Annotated in this window: 22 protein-coding genes and 1 pseudogene; 10 read left to right on the forward strand and 13 right to left on the reverse strand. The window is 69.0% G+C overall.

Annotated features, from left to right (window positions below):
• Positions 1–27 precede the first annotated feature (27 nt).
• Together BN976_RS27595 and BN976_RS27600 are read left to right on the forward strand one after the other, a co-directional pair.
• On the forward strand, positions 28–447 hold the full coding sequence (locus tag BN976_RS27595) for a TIGR03668 family PPOX class F420-dependent oxidoreductase (RefSeq protein WP_036375881.1): 420 nt from the start codon (positions 28–30) through the stop codon (positions 445–447).
• 85 nt (positions 448–532) lie between these two features.
• Positions 533–1,120, forward strand: coding sequence for a sigma-70 family RNA polymerase sigma factor (locus BN976_RS27600; protein ID WP_051558580.1), 588 nt, complete (start codon positions 533–535; stop codon positions 1,118–1,120).
• On the opposite strand, the gene BN976_RS27605 is transcribed toward BN976_RS27600, so the two are convergent.
• Entirely contained in the window at positions 1,096–2,007 is a 912-nt protein-coding gene (locus BN976_RS27605) for a DMT family transporter (protein WP_036375884.1), read from the reverse strand. The two genes, BN976_RS27600 and BN976_RS27605, sit on opposite strands and share 25 nt — an antisense overlap.
• Before the next feature lie 103 nt (positions 2,008–2,110).
• Between BN976_RS27605 and BN976_RS27610 the strand changes: the two genes are divergently transcribed.
• The gene (locus tag BN976_RS27610; protein ID WP_036375887.1) at positions 2,111–2,449 is read left to right on the forward strand and encodes a hypothetical protein; all 339 of its coding nucleotides are present in this window, start codon (positions 2,111–2,113) and stop codon (positions 2,447–2,449) included.
• Positions 2,450–2,458: 9 nt separating this feature from the next.
• Here BN976_RS27610 and BN976_RS27615 read toward each other — a convergent pair whose 3' ends face one another.
• The 5 genes from BN976_RS27615 to BN976_RS27635 all read right to left on the reverse strand — a co-directional run bounded on the left by BN976_RS27615 (position 2,459) and on the right by BN976_RS27635 (position 8,029).
• Positions 2,459–2,752 carry a hypothetical protein gene (locus tag BN976_RS27615; protein ID WP_036375890.1) on the reverse strand — a complete coding sequence of 98 codons (294 nt, stop codon included), beginning with the start codon at positions 2,750–2,752 and terminating at the stop codon, positions 2,459–2,461.
• Positions 2,749–4,074, reverse strand: a complete 1,326-nt coding sequence (locus BN976_RS27620; protein ID WP_036375893.1) for an MFS transporter — start codon at positions 4,072–4,074, stop codon at positions 2,749–2,751. Before BN976_RS27620 ends, BN976_RS27615 begins: the two co-directional genes overlap by 4 nt.
• A 76-nt stretch (positions 4,075–4,150) precedes the next feature.
• Entirely contained in the window at positions 4,151–4,930 is a 780-nt protein-coding gene (locus BN976_RS27625; RefSeq protein WP_036375897.1) for a hypothetical protein, read from the reverse strand.
• A gap of 4 nt (positions 4,931–4,934) precedes the next feature.
• Complete coding sequence (locus tag BN976_RS27630) at positions 4,935–7,319, reverse strand: glycoside hydrolase family 65 protein (RefSeq protein WP_036375900.1); 2,385 nt, start codon at positions 7,317–7,319, stop codon at positions 4,935–4,937.
• Complete coding sequence (locus tag BN976_RS27635; protein ID WP_011782868.1) at positions 7,319–8,029, reverse strand: beta-phosphoglucomutase family hydrolase; 711 nt, start codon at positions 8,027–8,029, stop codon at positions 7,319–7,321. The genes BN976_RS27630 and BN976_RS27635 overlap by 1 nt, the downstream gene beginning before the upstream one ends.
• A 23-nt stretch (positions 8,030–8,052) precedes the next feature.
• Here BN976_RS27635 and BN976_RS27640 point away from each other — a divergent pair, with 23 nt between their 5' ends.
• Positions 8,053–8,919 carry an LLM class F420-dependent oxidoreductase gene (locus BN976_RS27640; RefSeq protein ID WP_036375902.1) on the forward strand — a complete coding sequence of 289 codons (867 nt, stop codon included), beginning with the start codon at positions 8,053–8,055 and terminating at the stop codon, positions 8,917–8,919.
• Here BN976_RS27640 and BN976_RS27645 read toward each other — a convergent pair.
• Positions 8,916–9,788, reverse strand: a complete 873-nt coding sequence (locus tag BN976_RS27645) for a rhomboid family intramembrane serine protease (protein ID WP_011782870.1) — start codon at positions 9,786–9,788, stop codon at positions 8,916–8,918. The genes BN976_RS27640 and BN976_RS27645 overlap by 4 nt on opposite strands.
• A gap of 1 nt (position 9,789) precedes the next feature.
• Positions 9,790–10,203 carry a VOC family protein gene (locus tag BN976_RS27650; RefSeq protein WP_011782871.1) on the reverse strand — a complete coding sequence of 138 codons (414 nt, stop codon included), beginning with the start codon at positions 10,201–10,203 and terminating at the stop codon, positions 9,790–9,792.
• A gap of 300 nt (positions 10,204–10,503) precedes the next feature.
• On the opposite strand from BN976_RS27650, the gene BN976_RS27655 reads away from it, so the two are divergent.
• The 5 genes from BN976_RS27655 to BN976_RS27675 all read left to right on the forward strand — a co-directional run bounded on the left by BN976_RS27655 (position 10,504) and on the right by BN976_RS27675 (position 14,610).
• On the forward strand, positions 10,504–10,914 hold the full coding sequence (locus BN976_RS27655) for a heme-binding protein (protein ID WP_011782872.1): 411 nt from the start codon (positions 10,504–10,506) through the stop codon (positions 10,912–10,914).
• 77 nt (positions 10,915–10,991) lie between these two features.
• Positions 10,992–11,447 carry an Rv1352/Rv1906c domain-containing protein gene (locus BN976_RS27660; protein WP_011782873.1) on the forward strand — a complete coding sequence of 152 codons (456 nt, stop codon included), beginning with the start codon at positions 10,992–10,994 and terminating at the stop codon, positions 11,445–11,447.
• Between the two features lie 5 nt (positions 11,448–11,452).
• Positions 11,453–12,625 (forward strand): lipase LipE, encoded by a 1,173-nt coding sequence (lipE, locus tag BN976_RS27665; RefSeq protein ID WP_051558581.1) that lies wholly within the window; start codon positions 11,453–11,455, stop codon positions 12,623–12,625.
• 73 nt (positions 12,626–12,698) lie between these two features.
• A complete protein-coding gene (locus tag BN976_RS27670; RefSeq protein ID WP_036375906.1) occupies positions 12,699–13,685 on the forward strand; it encodes a zinc-dependent alcohol dehydrogenase family protein in 987 nt (328 codons plus the stop codon).
• Complete coding sequence (locus BN976_RS27675; protein ID WP_036375908.1) at positions 13,678–14,610, forward strand: SDR family NAD(P)-dependent oxidoreductase; 933 nt, start codon at positions 13,678–13,680, stop codon at positions 14,608–14,610. Before BN976_RS27670 ends, BN976_RS27675 begins: the two co-directional genes overlap by 8 nt.
• Here the strand turns inward: BN976_RS27675 and BN976_RS34515 are convergent.
• The 3 genes and pseudogenes from BN976_RS34515 to BN976_RS27685 all read right to left on the reverse strand — a co-directional run.
• A pseudogene (locus tag BN976_RS34515) lies at positions 14,589–14,683 on the reverse strand (PPOX class F420-dependent oxidoreductase); the annotation flags it as partial. The gene BN976_RS27675 and the pseudogene BN976_RS34515 overlap by 22 nt on opposite strands.
• A gap of 8 nt (positions 14,684–14,691) precedes the next feature.
• Positions 14,692–15,810 carry an FAD-dependent oxidoreductase gene (locus BN976_RS27680; RefSeq protein ID WP_036375911.1) on the reverse strand — a complete coding sequence of 373 codons (1,119 nt, stop codon included), beginning with the start codon at positions 15,808–15,810 and terminating at the stop codon, positions 14,692–14,694.
• A complete protein-coding gene (locus BN976_RS27685) occupies positions 15,807–16,577 on the reverse strand; it encodes a glutaminyl-peptide cyclotransferase (protein ID WP_036375914.1) in 771 nt (256 codons plus the stop codon). Before BN976_RS27685 ends, BN976_RS27680 begins: the two co-directional genes overlap by 4 nt.
• Before the next feature lie 30 nt (positions 16,578–16,607).
• On the opposite strand from BN976_RS27685, the gene BN976_RS27690 reads away from it, so the two are divergent.
• The gene (locus BN976_RS27690) at positions 16,608–17,768 is read left to right on the forward strand and encodes a zinc-binding dehydrogenase (RefSeq protein ID WP_011782879.1); all 1,161 of its coding nucleotides are present in this window, start codon (positions 16,608–16,610) and stop codon (positions 17,766–17,768) included.
• Here the strand turns inward: BN976_RS27690 and BN976_RS34850 are convergent, their stop codons facing one another.
• Together BN976_RS34850 and BN976_RS27695 are read right to left on the reverse strand one after the other, a co-directional pair.
• Positions 17,769–17,912, reverse strand: coding sequence for an Rv2253/PknI dimerization domain-containing protein (locus tag BN976_RS34850; protein WP_456093678.1), 144 nt, complete (start codon positions 17,910–17,912; stop codon positions 17,769–17,771).
• Positions 17,913–17,975: 63 nt separating this feature from the next.
• Positions 17,976–18,314 carry a hypothetical protein gene (locus tag BN976_RS27695; RefSeq protein ID WP_036375917.1) on the reverse strand — a complete coding sequence of 113 codons (339 nt, stop codon included), beginning with the start codon at positions 18,312–18,314 and terminating at the stop codon, positions 17,976–17,978.
• Positions 18,315–18,427: the final 113 nt, after the last annotated feature.

Here is an 18,427-nt window from a genome sequence, read left to right on the forward strand (position 1 = left end):
AGTCGAGCGAAACCCTACCCTGGGGTGATGGCAGATTTCGATCATGAGACGGCTTTCGCTGCCGCGCCGGTGGCGATGCTGGCGACGGCGGGACTCGATGCGGTGCCGCATCTGGTGCCGGTCGTGTTCGCGGTGCCCAGCCACCGCAGCGACATCCTGTACACGGCGGTCGATTCGAAACCGAAGACCACCCAGCGGCTGCGCCGGCTGGTCAACATCGAGAGCAACCCCGCTGTCAGCCTGCTCGTCGACCACTACGAAGACGACTGGTCCCGGCTGTGGTGGGTACGCGCCGACGGCAAGGCCGCGATCCACCACAGCGGGGTCGAGATGGCCACCGGCTATGCGCTGCTGCGCGCCAAGTATCCGCAGTACCAGCGCGTCGAGCTGAACGGGCCGGTCATCACGGTCGAGATCGATCACTGGTCGTCCTGGCATGGGGGTTAACCGGTAGCGCGCGGTGCGGTTCTCCGTAACCGTTTTGGTGGCCAGCCGGGCAGACCCGGCGGCGCATCGGAGCCAGAGTGAAGTCATGCACACCGACCGCCATGACGACCAGCTCACCGGCCGCTTCGAGCGTGACGCGATGCCCCTGATCGCGGATCTGTACCGGCACGCCATCAGGCTCACCCGCGACCACGCAGACGCCGAGGACCTCCTGCAGGAGACCGCGGCCAAGGCCTATGCGGCATTCGCCGCTTTTCAGGAGGGCACCAACCTGGTGGGCTGGCTGTACCGCATCATGGTCAACACCCACATCAGCGCCTACCGCAGGCAGCAGCACCGCCCGACACTTCAGTTCACCGACGAGTTCACCGACGGCCAGCTGCTCGCCCACAGCCTGCGCGGTAGTTCGGCGACGCGGTCCACCGAGGAGCTCGCGATCGCCCACACCGGCGACCCGGTGATCGCCGCCGCGATGCGCTCGCTGCCCGAAAAGTACCGCACAGCAATCTATTACGCAGATATCGAGGGGCGGAAGTTCCGGGAGATCGCGATGTTGACCAACGTGCCGATCGGGACGGTGATGTCCCGGCTGCACCGCGGCCGTAGACAGCTGCGCGACGCGCTGGCCGATGTCGCCAGGGACCGCGGCTACCCGTTGCCCGAGGCCGCCTGAGCCTTTTCGGCCAAGTCCGCCTCCAACTGCTCCTCGTAGGCTCCTTCGTCCCGTCCCAGCGCGATGGTGCCCGCCACCATCGCGGCCGTGGACACCACGAGCGCGACCGCGTCCCACCTCCCGACGTTGAGGTGCTCACCGAGCACCACCGCCCCCAGGATCACCGCGACCATCGGCTCAAGCACCAGCATGGTGGGCACGGACGTCTGCAGCGAGCCGGCGTGAAACGCCGACTGCTGCAGCAGCGTCGCCACCACACCGAGCAGCGCCAGCAGATAGAGCACCGGGGTGGTCAGCACCGCCACGGCGCCCTCGTGGGTCAGCACGTGCATGACGAGCTTGGTCAGCACCGCCACCACGCCGAACAGCACACCGACCGCGACCGCCAGCAGCACGGCGCGGATCCATCCGGCGATGCGGGTCGCGACGATGACACAGGCCAGCACCGCGACCGTGCACACCACCGCCACCACCGCAGAGGTCGACAGTGACGCCTCGTAGTCTCCCGGGCTGGCCTTGGCCAGCACCACGAACACCGCCAGGGCGAGGGTGAGCAGCACGGCCCACGCCCACTCCGCGCGCGTCACCCTGCGGTGGGCCAACCGGGCGCTCAGCGGCAGCGCGAACAGCAGGGCCGAGACGAGGATCGGTTGCACCAGCAGCAGCGAGCCGTTGGCCAGGGCAAGCGCCTGGAACACGAACCCGGCGACCGCCGACGCGGTGCCCGCCCACCACAGCGGCCGCCGCACCAGGGTCTGGAACATCACGGCGCTGACGCCGTGTTCGGCGGGCACGTCCAGGGTCGCGCGCTGCCGAATCACGATGCCGACAGCGAGGAACACCGCGGCAAGCAATGCCAGCAGAACGGTAACGCCATGGCCGATCACCCGACAAGGACAGCACACTTACCGTCGCAGCGCCCAGTCCGGTCCGGCGTCGCGGCCGATCGATCTTGTTTCGGCGCCGGGGAACTGGGGCATTAAGTGCGGCATGAACATGCGACGTCTGATCATGATCGCCGGGGTGGCTGTGCTGTTGGCGGGTGTCATCGCGCTGCTGGTGCCGGTGTCGGTTCCCGGGCCCAACGGCAGTATCGGATGCGGTAACGGTATCGCCGCGGACCTGTCGCAGGCCCGTGACGCCGACAGCGGCAATCTGGCCAACCTGCCGGTGCTCAACGAGATCATTCCGCACACGGACTACGCGGCGGCGTGCGAGTCGGCGGTGTCGTCGCGCCGCTCGTGGGCGATCCCCGTCGCCGTCGTGGGGCTGGTCGTGCTCGCCGGATCGTTCTTCGTCGGCGGTCGGACCGCACGGTCTCGGGCCTAGCGCGGCGGCTTAGGACGCCCGGCCGCCGACGACCCGCAGGTGTGGGGTCGTCCCGGTCGGGTCGGCCGCCGGATCGTCCGTCGGGGCGATCCGATCGTTGACCCGGGCGACGACCGAGTCGACCCGGTGCACGGCGCGGTCACACAGCCCGCTGACACGGTCGCCGGCGGCGTCCACGTCATCGGCGGCGCTGCGCAGGTAGGCGCGGACGTTGACGCGGAACCGCTCCCCGACGACGCGCAATCTGCGCCGGAGCCGGTCGTCGATCTCGACGGTGACGTAGGGCAGCACCTGAAGCTTCATCTACGCATCTCCCCTTCGTGGATGCCTGAGCCCACATTAGCCGGGCGCTCCTGGACCTGTGCCAGTGCGCGACCGGCCGACTCCCGCAGGGTGAACACGGTGGCCAGTGAGACGACGGCGGCCGCGATCAGGTAGAACGCGGGCGCGATCGCGTTGCCGCTGGCAGCCGTCAGCCAGGTGACGACGTAGGGCGTGGTGCCACCGAACACCGCGACGCAGACGTTGTAGCCGACGGAGAACCCGCTGAACCGGATCCGGGTGGCGAACAGCTCGACGCCCGCCGACACCGCACTGGAGATGTACACCGATGCGATCGCCGCGAGCAGACCGTGCGCGGTGATCGCCGCGACCAGCGACCCGGAGGTCAGCAGCAGGAACAACGGGTAGCCGAGAACGGCGAACGACACCGCGCCGCCGATGAGCAGTGGACGCCGGCCGATCCGGTCCGACAGCGCCGCCAGCGGCAGGATCAGAATCAGCGCCACCAGGCAGGCGAGCGTGATCGAGAGGAACGCCTCCGACTTCGAGAACCTCAGCGTCTTGATGAAATAGGTTGGCAGGAACGTGAATACAACGTAGTAGCCGATGTTGAAGACGATGAAGAGACCGATCACCTGGATGATCTGTCGCCACGAGGTGGTGACGGCCTCCCGCAGCGGCGAGTCGGCGGTCTTCTCGGCCTTGTCGAGTTCGGCGAACTGCGGGGTGTCGCCGAGGCGCAGCCTGATGTAGAGACCGACCAGCCCGAGCGGGCCTGCGATCAGGAACGGGATGCGCCAGCCGTAGCTCTCCATCGCCGCGGCGGGCAGCAGCGCCTGCAGCAGGGTCACCGTGACCGAGCCGATCAGGAAGCCCAGGACCCCGGACCAGGCCATGAACGTGATGGTCAGGCCGCGGCGCGCGTCGCTGGCGAACTCCGCCAGGTAGACCGCGCCGCCACCGTATTCACCGCCCGCGGAGAAGCCCTGCAGGCACCGCAGGACCAGCAACAGCATCGGCGCGGCCACACCGATGGCCTCATAGGTGGGCAGCAGCCCGATACCGAGTGTGGCCGCCGACATCAGCAGGATCACCACCGCGAGCACCTTCTGCCTGCCGATGCGGTCGCCGAGCGGGCCGAAGAAGAAGCCGCCGAGCGGTCGCATGAAGAATGCCGCGGCGAAGATCGCGAAGGTGTTGAGCAGCGCGGCGGTGTCGTTGCCCGCCGGGAAGAAGTGGGCGGCGATGAACGTCGCGAGGAATCCGTAGATGGCGAAGTCGAACCACTCGACGGCATTGCCGATCGACGCCCCGGTCACCACCCGGCGGATGTCGGTTTCCATGTCAAGACCCCCGAATTTAAGCGTGGCGCTGAGCATTTCGCTTACCGCGCGCGTGCGACGCGGCGCTCTACGCAACTTAGCGCTTCGCCACCTTCAGCGCGTCGGCCGCGTCCCTGGCGGTCTGTTTGCCTGCGGCGTAGGCGTCTTCGGCGGCGGTCAGCGCCTGTTCGGCGTCGGCCAGCCTGCGCCGTGCGTCCTCGCGACGCAGTCGCGCCCTCGCAAGATCGGACTGCAATTCGCTCAGCGCGGCGTCCGCCTCGGCCTTGGCGCGCTCCGCAGCGGCCACCGCCGCACGGGCCTCCCGCGATTTCGTCTTCGTGTTCGGCGCGGTAGCCGGTTGTCGCGCCTTCTCGCGCGTCTTGGACGGACCCGACACCGCGGCGCTGAACCCGAAATCACCGAATCCCGACCACTGTTCGGCCTTCGTCAGCCGGCCCAGACGTTCCGTCACCTCCGGATCGGCGACGGCTGCCTGCAGCGTGGAGGTGATGTCGTCACGCAGCGCCGCCGACGGTGAGGCGATGCCGGCTCGCTCCAGCGCGGTGCGTGTGAGCTCCTCGACGAGCCTGCGTTGTTCCGCGGTCAGTGCCCGGATCGCCTCACCGTCCATCGCCGCGTGGGCCTGCCGCAACCGCTCGCCGAGATCGGCCAGCGCGGCCCTGGCCGTGCCACCCGAGACCAGCAGGTTGACCGCCCAGGCGGCCGTCGTCGGCTTGCGGCTGGCGGTGATGCGGCGCGCCGCCTCGGAATCCCCGCTACCCTTCGCCGCGGCGGCCAGCCTGGTGCGCAGCTGCGTGAACTTCTCGGGCGCGGCGCAGTAGAGCTCGTCGAGCGCCTCTTCCACCGCGAATTCCATGTCGTCAGCTCTCCCGCGAATTCCGCGACGCGTCCACCGTTGAGCGCCATCTCCGCAGCGGCTCACGGCCTGGCGGCTGCTTCGGCGGGGCGAGCAGCGGCTTCTTCGGCCGCACCGCGACCCGCGTGGGTTTGCGGGTGTTGATCTCGAGCGGGTCACCGGAGTGGCGGATGGTCAGCACGCCTTCCGGCCCGTCCCGCAGCGTGTAGGTGACGGCGTCGTGGTCGGCATCGACGGTGACCCGAAAGCCGCGCCAGCGCAGCCGGAACCGCAACCTGCTGATACCGCCGGGCAGCTGCGGATCCAGCGCCAGGATGCCCTCGTCGTCGCGGAGTCCGCCGAACCCGGCGACCAGCGCGGTCCAGCTGCCGGCCAGCGACGCCAGGTGCAACCCGTCCCCGGTGTTGTGGTGCAGATCGCGCAGATCGATCAGCGCGGCCTCGTAGGCGTAGTCGTGGGCCAACTCCAGATGGCCCACCTCGGCGCACATCACCGCCTGGGTACAGGCCGACAGCGACGAATCCCTGGTGGTGCGGCGTTCGTAGTAGTCGACGTTGCGCGCCTTCTGATCCGGGGTGAACGCGTGGCTCTGCCACTGCATCGCCAGCACCAGGTCGGCCTGCTTGATCACCTGGGCGGGATAGAGACGAACGTACGGTTCATGAAGCAGCAGTGGATATTTCGTGTTCTGATCGAAATCCCATTCCCGCAGCGTGGTGAACCCGTCGCACTGCGGATGCACACCCAACTCCTCGTCGTACGGGATGTGCACGGCGTCGGCGGCGTCGCGCCAGGCGGCGGTCTCCTCGGTGTCGACACCGAGCGCGCGGGCCGCGTCGGGCTGCCGGGTGCAGGCGTCAGCGGCGACACGCAGGTTCGCCGCCGCCATCAGGTTGGTGAAGACGTTGTCCCGCACGACGGCGGTGTATTCGTCGGGCCCGGTCACGCCGTCGATGCGCCACCTGCCGTAGCGGTCGTGGTGTCCCAACGACAGCCACAGCCGCGCGGTGTCGACGAGAACCGCAAGACCGCAATCCTTTTCCAGCGATTCGTCGCCGGTCACCACGCGGTAACGGTCGAACGCCATCGCGATGTCGGCGTTGACGTGGAATCCCGCGGTGCCTGCGGGCCAGTAGGCCGAGCACTCCTCGCCGTGGATGGTGCGCCACGGGAAGGCGGCGCCGCGCAGGTCGAGTTCGGCGGCGCGGTCCCGCGCCATCTCTAACGTCGAGGCCCGCCAGCGTAGCGCGTCCGCAGCCGCACGCGGCGCGGTGTAGGTCAGCACCGGAAGTACGAAACCCTCGGTGTCCCAAAAGCTGTGGCCGTCGTAACCGGTTCCGGTCAGGCCCTTGCCCGCGATGGCCCGTCGCTCGGCGCGGGCGCTGGCCTGCAGCACGTGGAACAATCCGAACCGCACCGCCTGTTGGCAGTCGGCGTCGCCGTCCACCTCCACGTCGGCGCAGTCCCAGAATTCGTCGAGGTATTCACGCTGCGCAGTGAGCAACCCGTCCCAGCCGGTGTAGCGGGCGCCCGCGATGGCGGCGGCGACCTGGTCCCGCAGCGCGGGACGCGACCGCAGGCTCGACCATCCGTAGGCCAGGTACTTCACCAGCCGAAGACGCTCACCGGCTTTCAGCCCGCACACCACCGTGGTGCGCGCCCAGTCCTGTCCGGCGTCACCGCTGAGGTCCACCCGGCCGGGTGCCTCGACGACGTGGTCCATCGCAGCGGCCAGCGTCAGTTCGCTGGCACGGGTGCGGTGGATCAACATCGCCCCGCGTTCACTGACCTCGTGCTGCACCGGGGTCAGCGGGTGACTCAGCACCGCGGCCACCCTCGGGTCGGCCGATGCCGGAGGCTGATCCTCGTTGGCCACGAGTTCGGACTGCACCGTCAGCAGCACGTCGTCGACGGCCTCCACCACGTATTCGATGGCCGCCAGACCGCGCTGGGTCAGCGACACCAGCCGTGTCGAGTGCACCTCGACCCGCTTCCCGGCCGGTGACGTCCACTCCGCGGCCCGCGTCAGCGTGCCCGCCCGCAGATCCAGAACCCTTTCGTGCGAACTCAATTCACCGTACCGGACGTCGAACGGTTCGTCGTCGACCAGCAGCCGGATCAGTTTGCCGTTGGTGACGTCGACGATGGACTGTCCCTCTTCGGGGTAACCGAACCCCGCCTCCGCGTACGGCAGTGGCCGGATTTCGTAGAAGCCGTTGAGGTAGGTGCCCGGCAGCCCGTGCGGTTCGCCTTCATCGAGGTTGCCGCGCAACCCGATGTGCCCGTTGGACAGCGCGAACAGCGACTCGGTCTGCGGCAGCAGATCCAGCCGCAGTTCGGTCTCCCGGATGTGCCACGGCTCGACCGGAAAGGCTTCGTCGGCGATCATCACGGCGAGAGCAGCTCCCCCAGGTCGGTGACGACGATATCGGCACCGTTGCGCCGCAATGCTTCTGACTGTCCGGTGCGGTCGACACCGACCACCAGCCCGAACCCGCCGGCCCGCCCGGCGGCCACCCCGGACAACGCGTCCTCGAAGACGGCGGCATCGGCCGGTGCGACGCCGAGCAGTTCGGCGGCGCGCAGGAACGCGTCCGGCGCGGGCTTGCCCGGCAGGTGCTCCTCGCGCAGGGTCACACCGTCGACGCGGGCCTCGACGTAGACATCCAGTCCGGTCAGCTCGAGGATGGTGCGGGTATTGGCGCTGGAGGACACCACCGCCCGCCGCAGACCGGCTGCCGCGGCGGCCTGCAGGTAGCGCCGGGATCCCTCGAACACCGTGACGCCGTCGGTGTGCAGGGTCTGCGTGAACACGTGGTTCTTGCGGTCCCCCAGCAGCGTCACGGTCTCGTCCGGGGCGACGATGCCGCGGCTGCCCAGAAAGGAGCGGATCCCGTCGAGGCGGGGCTTGCCGTCGACGTAGCGCTCGTAGTCCGCGCCGGCATCGAAAGGCACGTACGGCACGCCGTCCTCTGCGCGGCTGCGCAGGTACTCGTCGAACATCGCCTTCCAGGCTCGACGGTGCACGCTTGCGGTGTCGGTCAGCACCCCGTCGAGGTCGAACAGACACGCGCGGATCCGGTCGGGTAAGCCGAGCATCTTCCACTCATACCCTCTTTTGTATGCGGATCGGTGTGGTGTTTCCTCAAACGGAGCTCGGCGGTGACCCCGGAGCGGTCCGGGCCTACGGCCGGCGGGTCGAAGAGCTCGGGTTCACCCACCTGCTCGCCTACGACCACGTGGTCGGCACCGACCCCGCCGTGCACACGGGCTGGTCGGGTCCGTACGACGTCGACACCACGTTCCACGAGCCGCTGGTGATGTTCGGCTACCTCGCCGCGGTCACGACCACGTTGGAGCTGGTGACCGGCGTGATCATCCTTCCCCAGCGGCAGACGGCCCTGGTGGCCAAACAGGCCGCCGAGGTCGATCTGCTCAGCGGCGGGCGGCTGCGGTTCGGGGTGGGCGTGGGCTGGAACGCCGTCGAGTACGAGGCGCTCGGCGAACAGTTCACCAACCGCGGAACCCGGTCCGAGGAGCAGGTGGAGCTGCTGCGGCAGCTGTGGACGCAGCGCACGGTGACCTTCGACGGGCGTCATCACCGTGTCACCGGCGCCGGCATCGCGCCGCTGCCGGTGCAGCGGCCGATCCCGCTGTGGATCGGCGCGGCGGCGCCACGGGGCTACGCGCGCGCCGGCCGGATCGCCGACGGCTGGTTCCCACTCGTCGGGCCGGGCCCCGCGCTCGACGAGGCCAAAGGCGCCGTCGACGCCGCGGCTCGCGAGGCCGGCCGCGATCCGTCGGAGATCGGCATGGAGGGCCGGCTGCGGTGGCGGCACGACCTCGACCAGACCGCCGCCGACATCGGCGAGTGGGCCGAGCACGGCGCCTCTCACCTGTCGGTCGACACGATGCGCGCCGGACTGCGCACCGTCGACGAGCACCTCGCGGTGCTGGAGGCGATCGCCGACCGGGTGGGGCTGCGTTAGCCGAGCCCGAGCATCGTCCGCAGCTCGACGGTGCGCCATGCCACCAGCGCCACGAACAGCACCAGCAGCGCGACGGCCGCGCCCGCCTGCACGAGATTGCGCTGCTGCCGTGGCGCGTAGACGAACGCCGCAGCCACCACCGCGCCGGTCACCAGCCCGCCGATATGGCCCTGCCAGCTGATGTTCTGCGACGTGAACAGCGGAATCAGGAACGTGAACGCCAGGTTCAGCCCGATGATCATCACGACGGACCGGACATCCATGTTGAGGCGCTTGCCCACCACGAACGTCGCACCGAACAACCCGAACACCGCCCCCGACGCACCCGCGGTGAGCGCGTTGAACGTCAGCAGATACACCAGCACCGAGCCGCCGAGCGCGCTGAACAGGTAGAGCGCGACGAATCGCAGCCTGCCCAGCGCGAACTCCAGTGGCGCACCCACGAAGTACAGCGCCAGCATGTTGAACGCGATGTGGGTGACGCTGAAGTGCAGGAACGCCGAGGTCAGCAGCCGGTACAGCTCGCCGTCGGCTGCGGCGGGCGGCCACAGTCCCAGGGCGCGGTCCAGGTCGGGCGACGCCATCTGGAGCGCGAACATCAGCAGGTTGAGGCCGATCAGCGCATAGGTGACCACGGGAGTCGTCGACCTCGCCGGCCTGGCGCCGACGGCGTTGGTGACCGGACGTACCGAGCGGGCGCCCTCGCCCACGCAGTCGGGGCACTGATGCCCGACCGCCGCATCGTGCATGCACTCGGGGCAGATGAACCGGTTGCAGCGTGTGCAGCGCACGTAGGTCTGGCGGTCGGGATGCCGGAAGCAGGTCGGGACCTGCTGGTACGGGGCGCCCGGCGGGTAGGGGTACGTCACCTCAGAGGGTCCCGAAGAGTTCGATGTGGTTGCCGTCGGGATCGGCGACGAACATCCACCCCATCCCGGGTACCGGCGCGAACTCGGTGAGAGGTTCGACGACGTCGTAGCCGGAGGCCTCGAAGGCCTCGGCAACGGCGCGCAGCCCGTTGACGCCGATGGTGAAGTACCGCAGACCCGCCTGTGCGCGGCCACCCCCCGGCGCCGCGGGGGCCGGCGGCGGTGTGGTGTAGGTGACGAGTTTGAGCACGCTGCCGCCGAGCGAATAGCGCCGCTGCGAGCCGCCGTCGAACTCGATCTCGCCCTGCGGCTCGAGTTCGAGGAATCCCTCGTAGAAGGCGACCATCGGGTCCAGATCGGTCGTGACGAGCCCCACCTCGATGCCGGGCGTCAGCAGGTCCAGTTTCACGATCACCAACCTAAACCCCCACCGCGGAGCCGCCGAATGGTCACGATTCGGTGACGACGCAGATCACGATCAATTAAGCAATTCCGGCAAATCTTGAGAAGTTTCAGAGTTTGGAAACACCGACTGTCACAATTGCACCGAATCGGCCTCTGATTGAGAAGAACATCACGCCGCAAACATGTAACGCATCCGCGGCCGGACATTCGCCGCCACCGAGTCACGTTTGAGCACTTCAGATCTCGGTTACCTTGGATTTCGGGTAGGGGAGGCAGTAACCGTTTCACAATCCGAAGGACCAAATCGATCATGAAATTCAATGGTTTCACCGTGCCGGGAAAACGACGCATCGTGGCGGGTGTCGGGGCGGCAAGTCTGTTCGGCGGCCTGGCTGTGGCAACTGTGGCCGCGCCCGCGGCCACTGCGCAGCCGGCCCCGTGCTCGGCGAGTTCGCTGACCGGAACCGTCAGCTCGGTCACCGCTGCGGCGCGGCAGTACCTCGACGCGCACCCGGGCGCGAATCAGGCTGTGACCGCCGCGATGAACCAGCCGCGGCCCGCGGCCGAGGCCAACCTGCGGGGCTACTTCACCGCCAACCCGGCGGAGTACTACGACCTGCGGGGCATCCTGGCGCCGCTCGGCGATGCGCAGCGGTCGTGCAACGTGACCGTCCTGCCCGCTGACCTGCAGTCGGCGTACGACACGTTCATGGCCGGCTGATCCGGACGCCTGTCCGGACTACTGAGGCTGCGGCGACGGGTTCACCCCCGTCGCCGCAGCACTTAGACTGACTTTCTATGAGGCTGAGAAAACCAGCCGTGCTGGTCACGGCTGCACTGGCAGGCTGGTGCGTGCTCGCGCCGGTGGCTGGAGCGCAGCCCGCTCCCGAGCCGCCGCCGGCACCACCGGCCGACGCACCACCCGCCGAAGGACCGAAGACCACCATCGACGCCAACGGCTCTTACGCCGTGGGCACCGAGATCGCTCCGGGCGTGTACCAGTCGGCGGGACCGATCGACGGCGGCGCCTGCTACTGGAAGCGCACCGCCGGCGAAGAGACGGTGGACAACAGGCTGACGAAGAAGCCTTCGTTCGTCCAGATCATGCCTACCGACACCACCTTCACCACCAGTGACTGCCAGACCTGGCAACTGACCAACGCACCGATGCCGCCCGAGCCCGGGCCCGGGTCACTGCTGGGTGAGCTCACGCAGGCGATCGGCAGCGGCATGTTCTCCGGGGGCCCGCGCTGACGGACCTGGACCCGGTCACCGCGATCGGGGCAGAGGACCCCTCCGATGTCGACGCCGCCGCGATCGAGCGGATCTGGCAGGCCGCGGTGCACTGGTACCGGGCGGGCATGCAGCCCGCGATCCAGGTGTGCCTGCGCCGCGACGGCAAGGTGATCCTCGACCGGGCCATCGGCTACGCCTGGGACGACGTCCCCGTCCGCACCGACACGCCGTTCTGCGTGTACTCGGCGGCCAAGGCGATCACCACGACCGTGACGCACATGCTGGTCGAACGCGGGGCGTTCTCACTCGAGGACCGGGTGTGCGACTATCTGCCCGAGTACACCAGCCACGGCAAGGACCGCACGACGATCCGACACGTGCTCACCCACAGCGCGGGGATTCCGTTCGCGACCGGGCCGAAGCCCGACCTCAAGCGCATGGACGACAGCGCCTACACCCGCGAGATGCTGGGCCGGATGAAGCCGGTGTACCCGCCGGGTCTGGTGCACATGTACCACGGAGTGACGTGGGGGCCACTGATGCGGGAGATCATCTCCGCCGCAACGGGTCGCAGCATCCGCGACATCCTCGCCGAGGAGATCCTCACACCTCTCGGCTTCCGCTGGACCAACTACGGCGTTGCGGCACAAGATGTTCCGTTGGTCGCACCCAGCCACGTCACCGGCAAGCCACTGCCCGCGCCCATCGCCAAGGCATTCAAGACGGCCGTCGGCGGCACGCCGCAGCAGATCATCCCGTTCTCCAACACGCGCGAGTTCCTCACCGGCGTCATCCCGTCGTCCAACACGGTGTCCAACGCCAACGAACTGTCCCGTTTCGCCGAGATCCTTTGCCGCGGAGGTGAACTCGACGGCGTCCGGGTGATGTCCCCGGAAACGCTGCGCGCTGCGACCAAGGAGGCGCGACGACTGCGCCCAGACCTCGCCACCGGCCTGCAACCCATGCGGTGGGGCACCGGATACATGTTGGGATCCAAGCGCTTCGGACCGTTCGGCCGGGACGCGGCCGGCGCTTTCGGACACACCGGGCTGACCGACATCGTGGTGTGGGCCGACCCGCAGCGGGCGTTGTCCGTCGCGGTGGTCAGCAGTGGCAAACCCGGCAGTCATCGCGAGGCCAGGCGATACCCCGCGCTGCTCGACCGGATCAACGCCGGGATCCCGCGCGTTTCCTGACCCCCGGGAATGCACCGCGGGGCGCCGCCGTTCCCCATGCGGTGCCGTTACAGGCCGATTCCGAGGAGATGCCGTGCGCGCTGCAGTACTGACCGCCTACAACTCACCGCTGCTCGTGGACGAGCTTCCCGACCCTGAACCCGGCCCGGGCGAAGTGCTGGTGCGTGTCATGGCCAGCGGTGTGAACCCACTCGACATCAAGATCCGCCGCGGCGAGGCGCCACACGCACAGATGCCCCCGCCCGCAGTTCTCGGCATCGACATGGCCGGGGTGGTGGAGGCCGTGGGGCCACGCGTCGACCGGTTCACCGTCGGTGACGAAGTGTTCGGCATGACCGGCGGTGTCGGTGGCCTGCAGGGGTCGCTGGCCGAGCTCGCCGCGGTCGACGCGCGATTGATCGCCCACAAGCCGCGGACGCTGTCGATGGCGCAGGCCGCCGCGCTTCCGCTGGGGTTCATCACGTCCTGGGAGGGGCTCGTCGACCGGGCCGGTGTCGGCACGGGCCAACAGGTGCTGATCCACGGCGGGGCGGGTGGCGTCGGGTTCCTCGCGGTGCAGCTCGCCCTCGCCCGCGGCGCACAGGTGTACGCCACCGGCAGCACATCGAGCCAGGCGGTCATCCGCGCGGCCGGGGCCGTCCCGATCGACTACACGGCAACCACCGTCGACGAGTACGTTGCCGCACACACCGGCGGCGAGGGATTCGACGTCGTGGCCGACAACGTCGGCGGCGCCACCCTCGACGCATCGTTCACCGCCGTCAAGCGCTACACCGGCCACGTCGTCAGCGCGTTGGGCTGGGGCACGCACAGCCTGGCGCCGCTGTCCTTCCGTGGCGCGTCCTACTCGGGCGTCTTCACGTTGATGCCGCTGCTGACCGGCCGGGGCCGCGACCACCACGGCGAGATCGTCGCCGAGGCCGCAGCGCTCGCCGACAGCGGCCGGCTGGCGCCCCGGCTGCACCCCACGACCTTTCCGCTCGACGCCGTCAACGATGCCCACGCCGCTGTCGAGAGTGGTTCTGCCACAGGGAAAGTGGTGGTAGAACCAAATGTCTAGCTGCGACAGCGGGCTCTGCACAACCCCCTTCGGCTTCAGCTCGACGGCTGCGGATGTCCTTGCCGGCATCGACCTGTCCGGGCGGCGCGCCATCATCACCGGCGCCACGTCCGGTATCGGGGTGGAGACCGCACGTGCTCTGGCGGCTGCCGGCGCCGACGTCGTCCTCGGGGTCCGCCGGCTCGACGCCGGGCGCCGGGTCGCCGCCCAGATCGTCGAGGACACCGGCAACGGCGCCGTCACCGCCGCGCAGGTCGACGTCGCCGATCTGAACTCCGTCCGGGAGTTCGTCTCCCGATTCAGCGGGGCACCGGTGCACATACTGATCAACAACGCCGGGGTGATGGCGCTGCCCGAGCTGTCGCGCACGACGGACGGCCGGGAAATGCAGTTCGCCACCAACTATCTCGGGCATTTCGCCCTCACGCTCGGGCTCTATCCCGCCCTCGAGGCTGCCTGCGGAGCTCGGGTCGTCTCCGTCAGTTCCAGCGGACATCTTTTGTCGCCCGTCGTCTTCGACGACATCGACTACCGCTTCCGGCCCTACGACCCGTGGACGGCGTACGGCCAGTCGAAGACCGCGGACATCCTGCTGGCGGTGGGTGTGACCCAGCGCTGGGGAGACGCCGGGATCGTCGGCAACGCACTTCATCCGGGTGCTGTCGCCACCGGACTCCAGAAACACACGGGAGGCTTGCGGACCCCGGCCGATCGCCGCAAGACCGTCGCGCAGGGGGCCGCCACCTCTGTGCTGCTCGCGGCTTCACCGCTGCTCGAAGGGGTGGGCGGGCGCTATTTCGAAGACTGCAACGAATCACCGGTCGTCGCGGAGCGCCCGGATGATTTCAGCGGCGTCGCGCAGTACGCGCTCGATCCCGACAACGCCGACCGGCTGTGGGACGGTCAGCGCAGTTTCTCGCCGTAGACCGCTGCGCAGTCAGCGCCATCAGCAGCCGTCGGTCGGGGACCATCACCGAGCGGTACTCGTCCCAATCCGGTGTTCACGTCATGAATCATCGTGTCGCACACCGCGGTAGATGCCCCAGCGGACGATCCCGGGCATCAGCACCCGATCGAACGCCCAGACGGGGAACCGGAACGCCCGGCCATTCGGCGCGAACACCTCCAGCCCGTCGGGCTGGATGCCCAACACGGATCCCCAACGCCGCTTGGGCGCACGGTAATCCCGCAGCGGCTTTCCCTCGAAGGCCGCGCGGATGTTGCGCGCCAGCAGACCGTCGGCGCGGTTGCGTGCCGAACTGCGCAGCGGATCGGTCGCCGCGACGTCGCCGACCGCGAACACCTCGGGGTGCCCGGGCACCTGCAGGGTGGGCGTCACCCGTACGAAGCCGTCCGCGTCGAGCAGTTCGGTGGGCAGCCAGCCGGTGTTGGGCCGCACCCGTCCGATCGCCCACAGCACCGCATCGGCCGTCGACGGCGGTTGCCCGGTGCTCCACCGCACCGGCCCGGTGGTCAGCTCGTCACCGATGAACCCCGGTTCCAGGTCCGCCCGGTGCCCCGGCCGCAGCACGACTCCGGCCTCATGGAGTCTGCGCCGCACCGTCGTCCAGGTTCGCGGGTGATGGCCGGCCAGGGCCCGCTCGCCGGGGAAGTAGAGCTCCACCCGCTTGTCCGGCCAGGTGGTGGCGATCTGCGCAGCGCTGCTCACCGCCGCGGCACCACCGCCGACGACGATGACCGACCTTGCGGCAGCCAGCTTTTCGTGCGGCCCGTGCAGATCCGCCCCGATCTGGGCCGCGGTCTGCAGCGTCGGCTGCCGCCAGAACCCGTTGGCCACCCCGGTCGCGACGACCAGCGCGTCGTAGACCACCTCGGTGGAGGAACCGTCCGGCAGTGTCACTGCCACCGTCCTGGCCGTCAGGTCCACCCCGGTGAGTGTGCCGTGCACCGTGCGGACCTTGTCGAGTCCGCGGAACCGGCCGAACGGAATCCAGTTGTGCTGTGCCCAGTCGTCGGGGCGGGCCAGCCGCCAGCCGAGCTCCTGCCCGCTGACCAGCCCGGGTTTGGCCGAGATCCCGATGACGTCGGCATGGTCGGCGAGCTTGATCGCGGTGAGCACCCCGACGTCACCCATCCCGGCGATGACGACACGTCTGCCGCTCATCCGGACATCTGCACCCGGAACGTCTTCGGCCAGTCCTTGCCGGTGAGCAGGAACTGCGAGCCTCCGACGTGGGCGATGCCGTTGAGCACCTGGGCGCTGGGCGGGATGCCGCGCGCCCGCAGCCCTGCGGCGTTCACCACCAGGTCCACCGCCCCGCTGGCAGGGTCGATCCGCACGATGTTGTCCGACGGCCACAGGTTGGCCCAGACCTGGCCGTCGACGCACTCCAGCTCGTTGAGACCGTTGAGCGCGCGGCCGTCGCGGGTGACGTCGACGCCGCCGGTCTCGGTGAAGTCGTTCGGGTCGTGGAACGTCAGCCGGTTGGTGCCGTCGCTGCGGATCAGGCGTTCGCCGTCGTAACACAGCCCCCAGCCCTCCCCCGGCACCGGAACCTCCCGCACCGGTGTCAGGGCGGCCCGGTCCCATTCGACGGCGACCTCGTCGCGGTAGGTCAGCTGCCAGATCCGGTCGCCGACCACCGTGATGCCCTCACCGAAGTAGTCGCCCGGGATGTCGACCGCGCGCGTCACCTCCCCGGTGTCGGGGTCGAGCGTGCGCATCTGCGACTGGCCGGCCTGCCCGGTGCCCTCGTAGAGGACCCCACCGCTGATCTCGAAGCCCTGGGTGAACGCCTCCGGGTCGTGCGCGATCTCCTCCAGTACCACTGGCTCGACGACCGGAACGGCGGGCTCGGCATGCGCGACCGGTGAGACGGTCCCGACCGCCACGGCCAGGATCACCCCGGCCCACAACAGCGACTTAGTCATATCGCCGTTCTACCGTGCAACGATGGCCCAATGAAAGCGGTCAGTTGTGTACACGGCACTTTGGAGGTCGTCGACCTGCCCTCCCCCCGTCCCGGCGAGGGGCAGTTGGTGCTCGACGTGCTGCGCTGCGGCATCTGCGGATCGGATCTGCACGCCAAGGATCACGCCGACGAGCTCACCGAGGTGATGGCCGAGGGCGGCTACCACGACTTCGTGCGCAGCGACACCCCGGTGGTGATGGGTCACGAGTTCTGCGGCGTGGTCGCCGACCGTGGCCGCAAGGTGGGCAAGGAGTTCAAGCCGGGTTCGACGGTGGTGGCGTTCCCGCTGATGCGCGCCCACGGCGGAGTGCACCTGACCGGGCTGTCCCCGCTGGCACCGGGCGGCTACGCCGAGCAGGTGGTCGCCGAGGCCGCGCTGACGTTCGTGGTGCCCAACGGACTCGATCCGGCCACCGCCGCGCTCACCGAACCGATGGCGGTGGCCTACCACGCGGTGCGGCGCAGCGACGTCACGACCAAGGACGTCGCGATCGTGCTCGGCTGTGGCCCGGTCGGGCTGGCGGTCATCTGTCACCTCAAGGCACTGGGGGTGCGCACCATCGTGGCGAGCGATTTCTCGCCGGGGCGACGGGCACTGGCCGCCCGTTGCGGGGCCGACGTCGTCGTCGACCCGGCCGTCGATTCGCCGTACGAGGCGGTGCCCGCCAAGCAGCGCGGCCTCACCGAACTCCCGGCGCTCTACGAACTCGGCGTGGGGTCGATGGAGAAGCTGCGCAAGATCCCCGGGTGGTCGCACGTGTACCGGGTCGCCGACCGCCTCGGCGGCACCGCGCCGAAGCGGCCGGTGATCTTCGAGTGTGTCGGGGTGCCCGGCATGATCGACGGGATCATCGGTGCCGCACCGCTGGCCTCCCGCGTCGTCGTGGTCGGCGTGTGTATGGGTGACGACAAACTTCGTCCCGCGATGGCGATCGGCAAGGAGATCGATCTGCGCTTCGTATTCGGCTACACCCCTTTGGAATTCCGGGACACGCTGCACATGCTCGCCGACGGCAAGCTCGACGCGTCGGCATTGGTGACGGGCACGGTCGGGCTCGGCGGTGTCGCCGCGGCGTTCGACGCGCTCGGCGACCCCGAGACCCACGCCAAGATCCTGATCGACCCGGCCGGCACGGCGGTCACGCCTTAGCTAAGCCGGGGTCAGCGATATCGGTAGCCAGTGGGTGCCTGGTCCCTCACCGGGACAGCCGGCTCCGCCGACGACGAGGGTGCGCTCTCCGATGAAGCTGCCGTCCGGGTTCGGGATCCAGAAGTCCGTGCGGGTGGCCTGCACGGCGCTGGTGGGGTCGTTGCGTCCCAACCACCCGGCGGCGCTACCCCTTCCGGCGCCGACGCGCTAACCACCGATTCCGTTGTCGATGCCGAGGTGGGTGATGAAATACCAAGGCATGCCGAACCACTGGACCATGGCCACGAGGACGATCGCGATCAGACCGACGAGCAATCCGATGCTGCGGGCCCGTGCGCTGACCGGCGCAACAGCGAGAACACCGAAGAGCAGCACGAATCCCCACTCCCCCCACATCAGAGCCCGTTTGGGCATCTCGGCCGCACTGTCGTAGTGGGTCAAGTGCGAGTCCGGGTAGCCGGCGAAGTACAGATCCGAACCGGCGGTGACGGCCAGCAGCAACGCGGCGATCGCGCACACCGCGCACACCACCCGCACGGTCGTCACACCTGAGTTTGGACATTTCGCTTAGTACCCAGGCTTGAAGCCGAGATCGGTGAGGACTTTGCGTTCGGCGTCGGGGATCTCGGGCGGGAAGGTCTGGGTGGCGCCGTTGATGG

This window comes from Mycolicibacterium austroafricanum, assembly GCF_000612725.1.
GTDB lineage: Bacteria > Actinomycetota > Actinomycetes > Mycobacteriales > Mycobacteriaceae > Mycobacterium > Mycobacterium austroafricanum.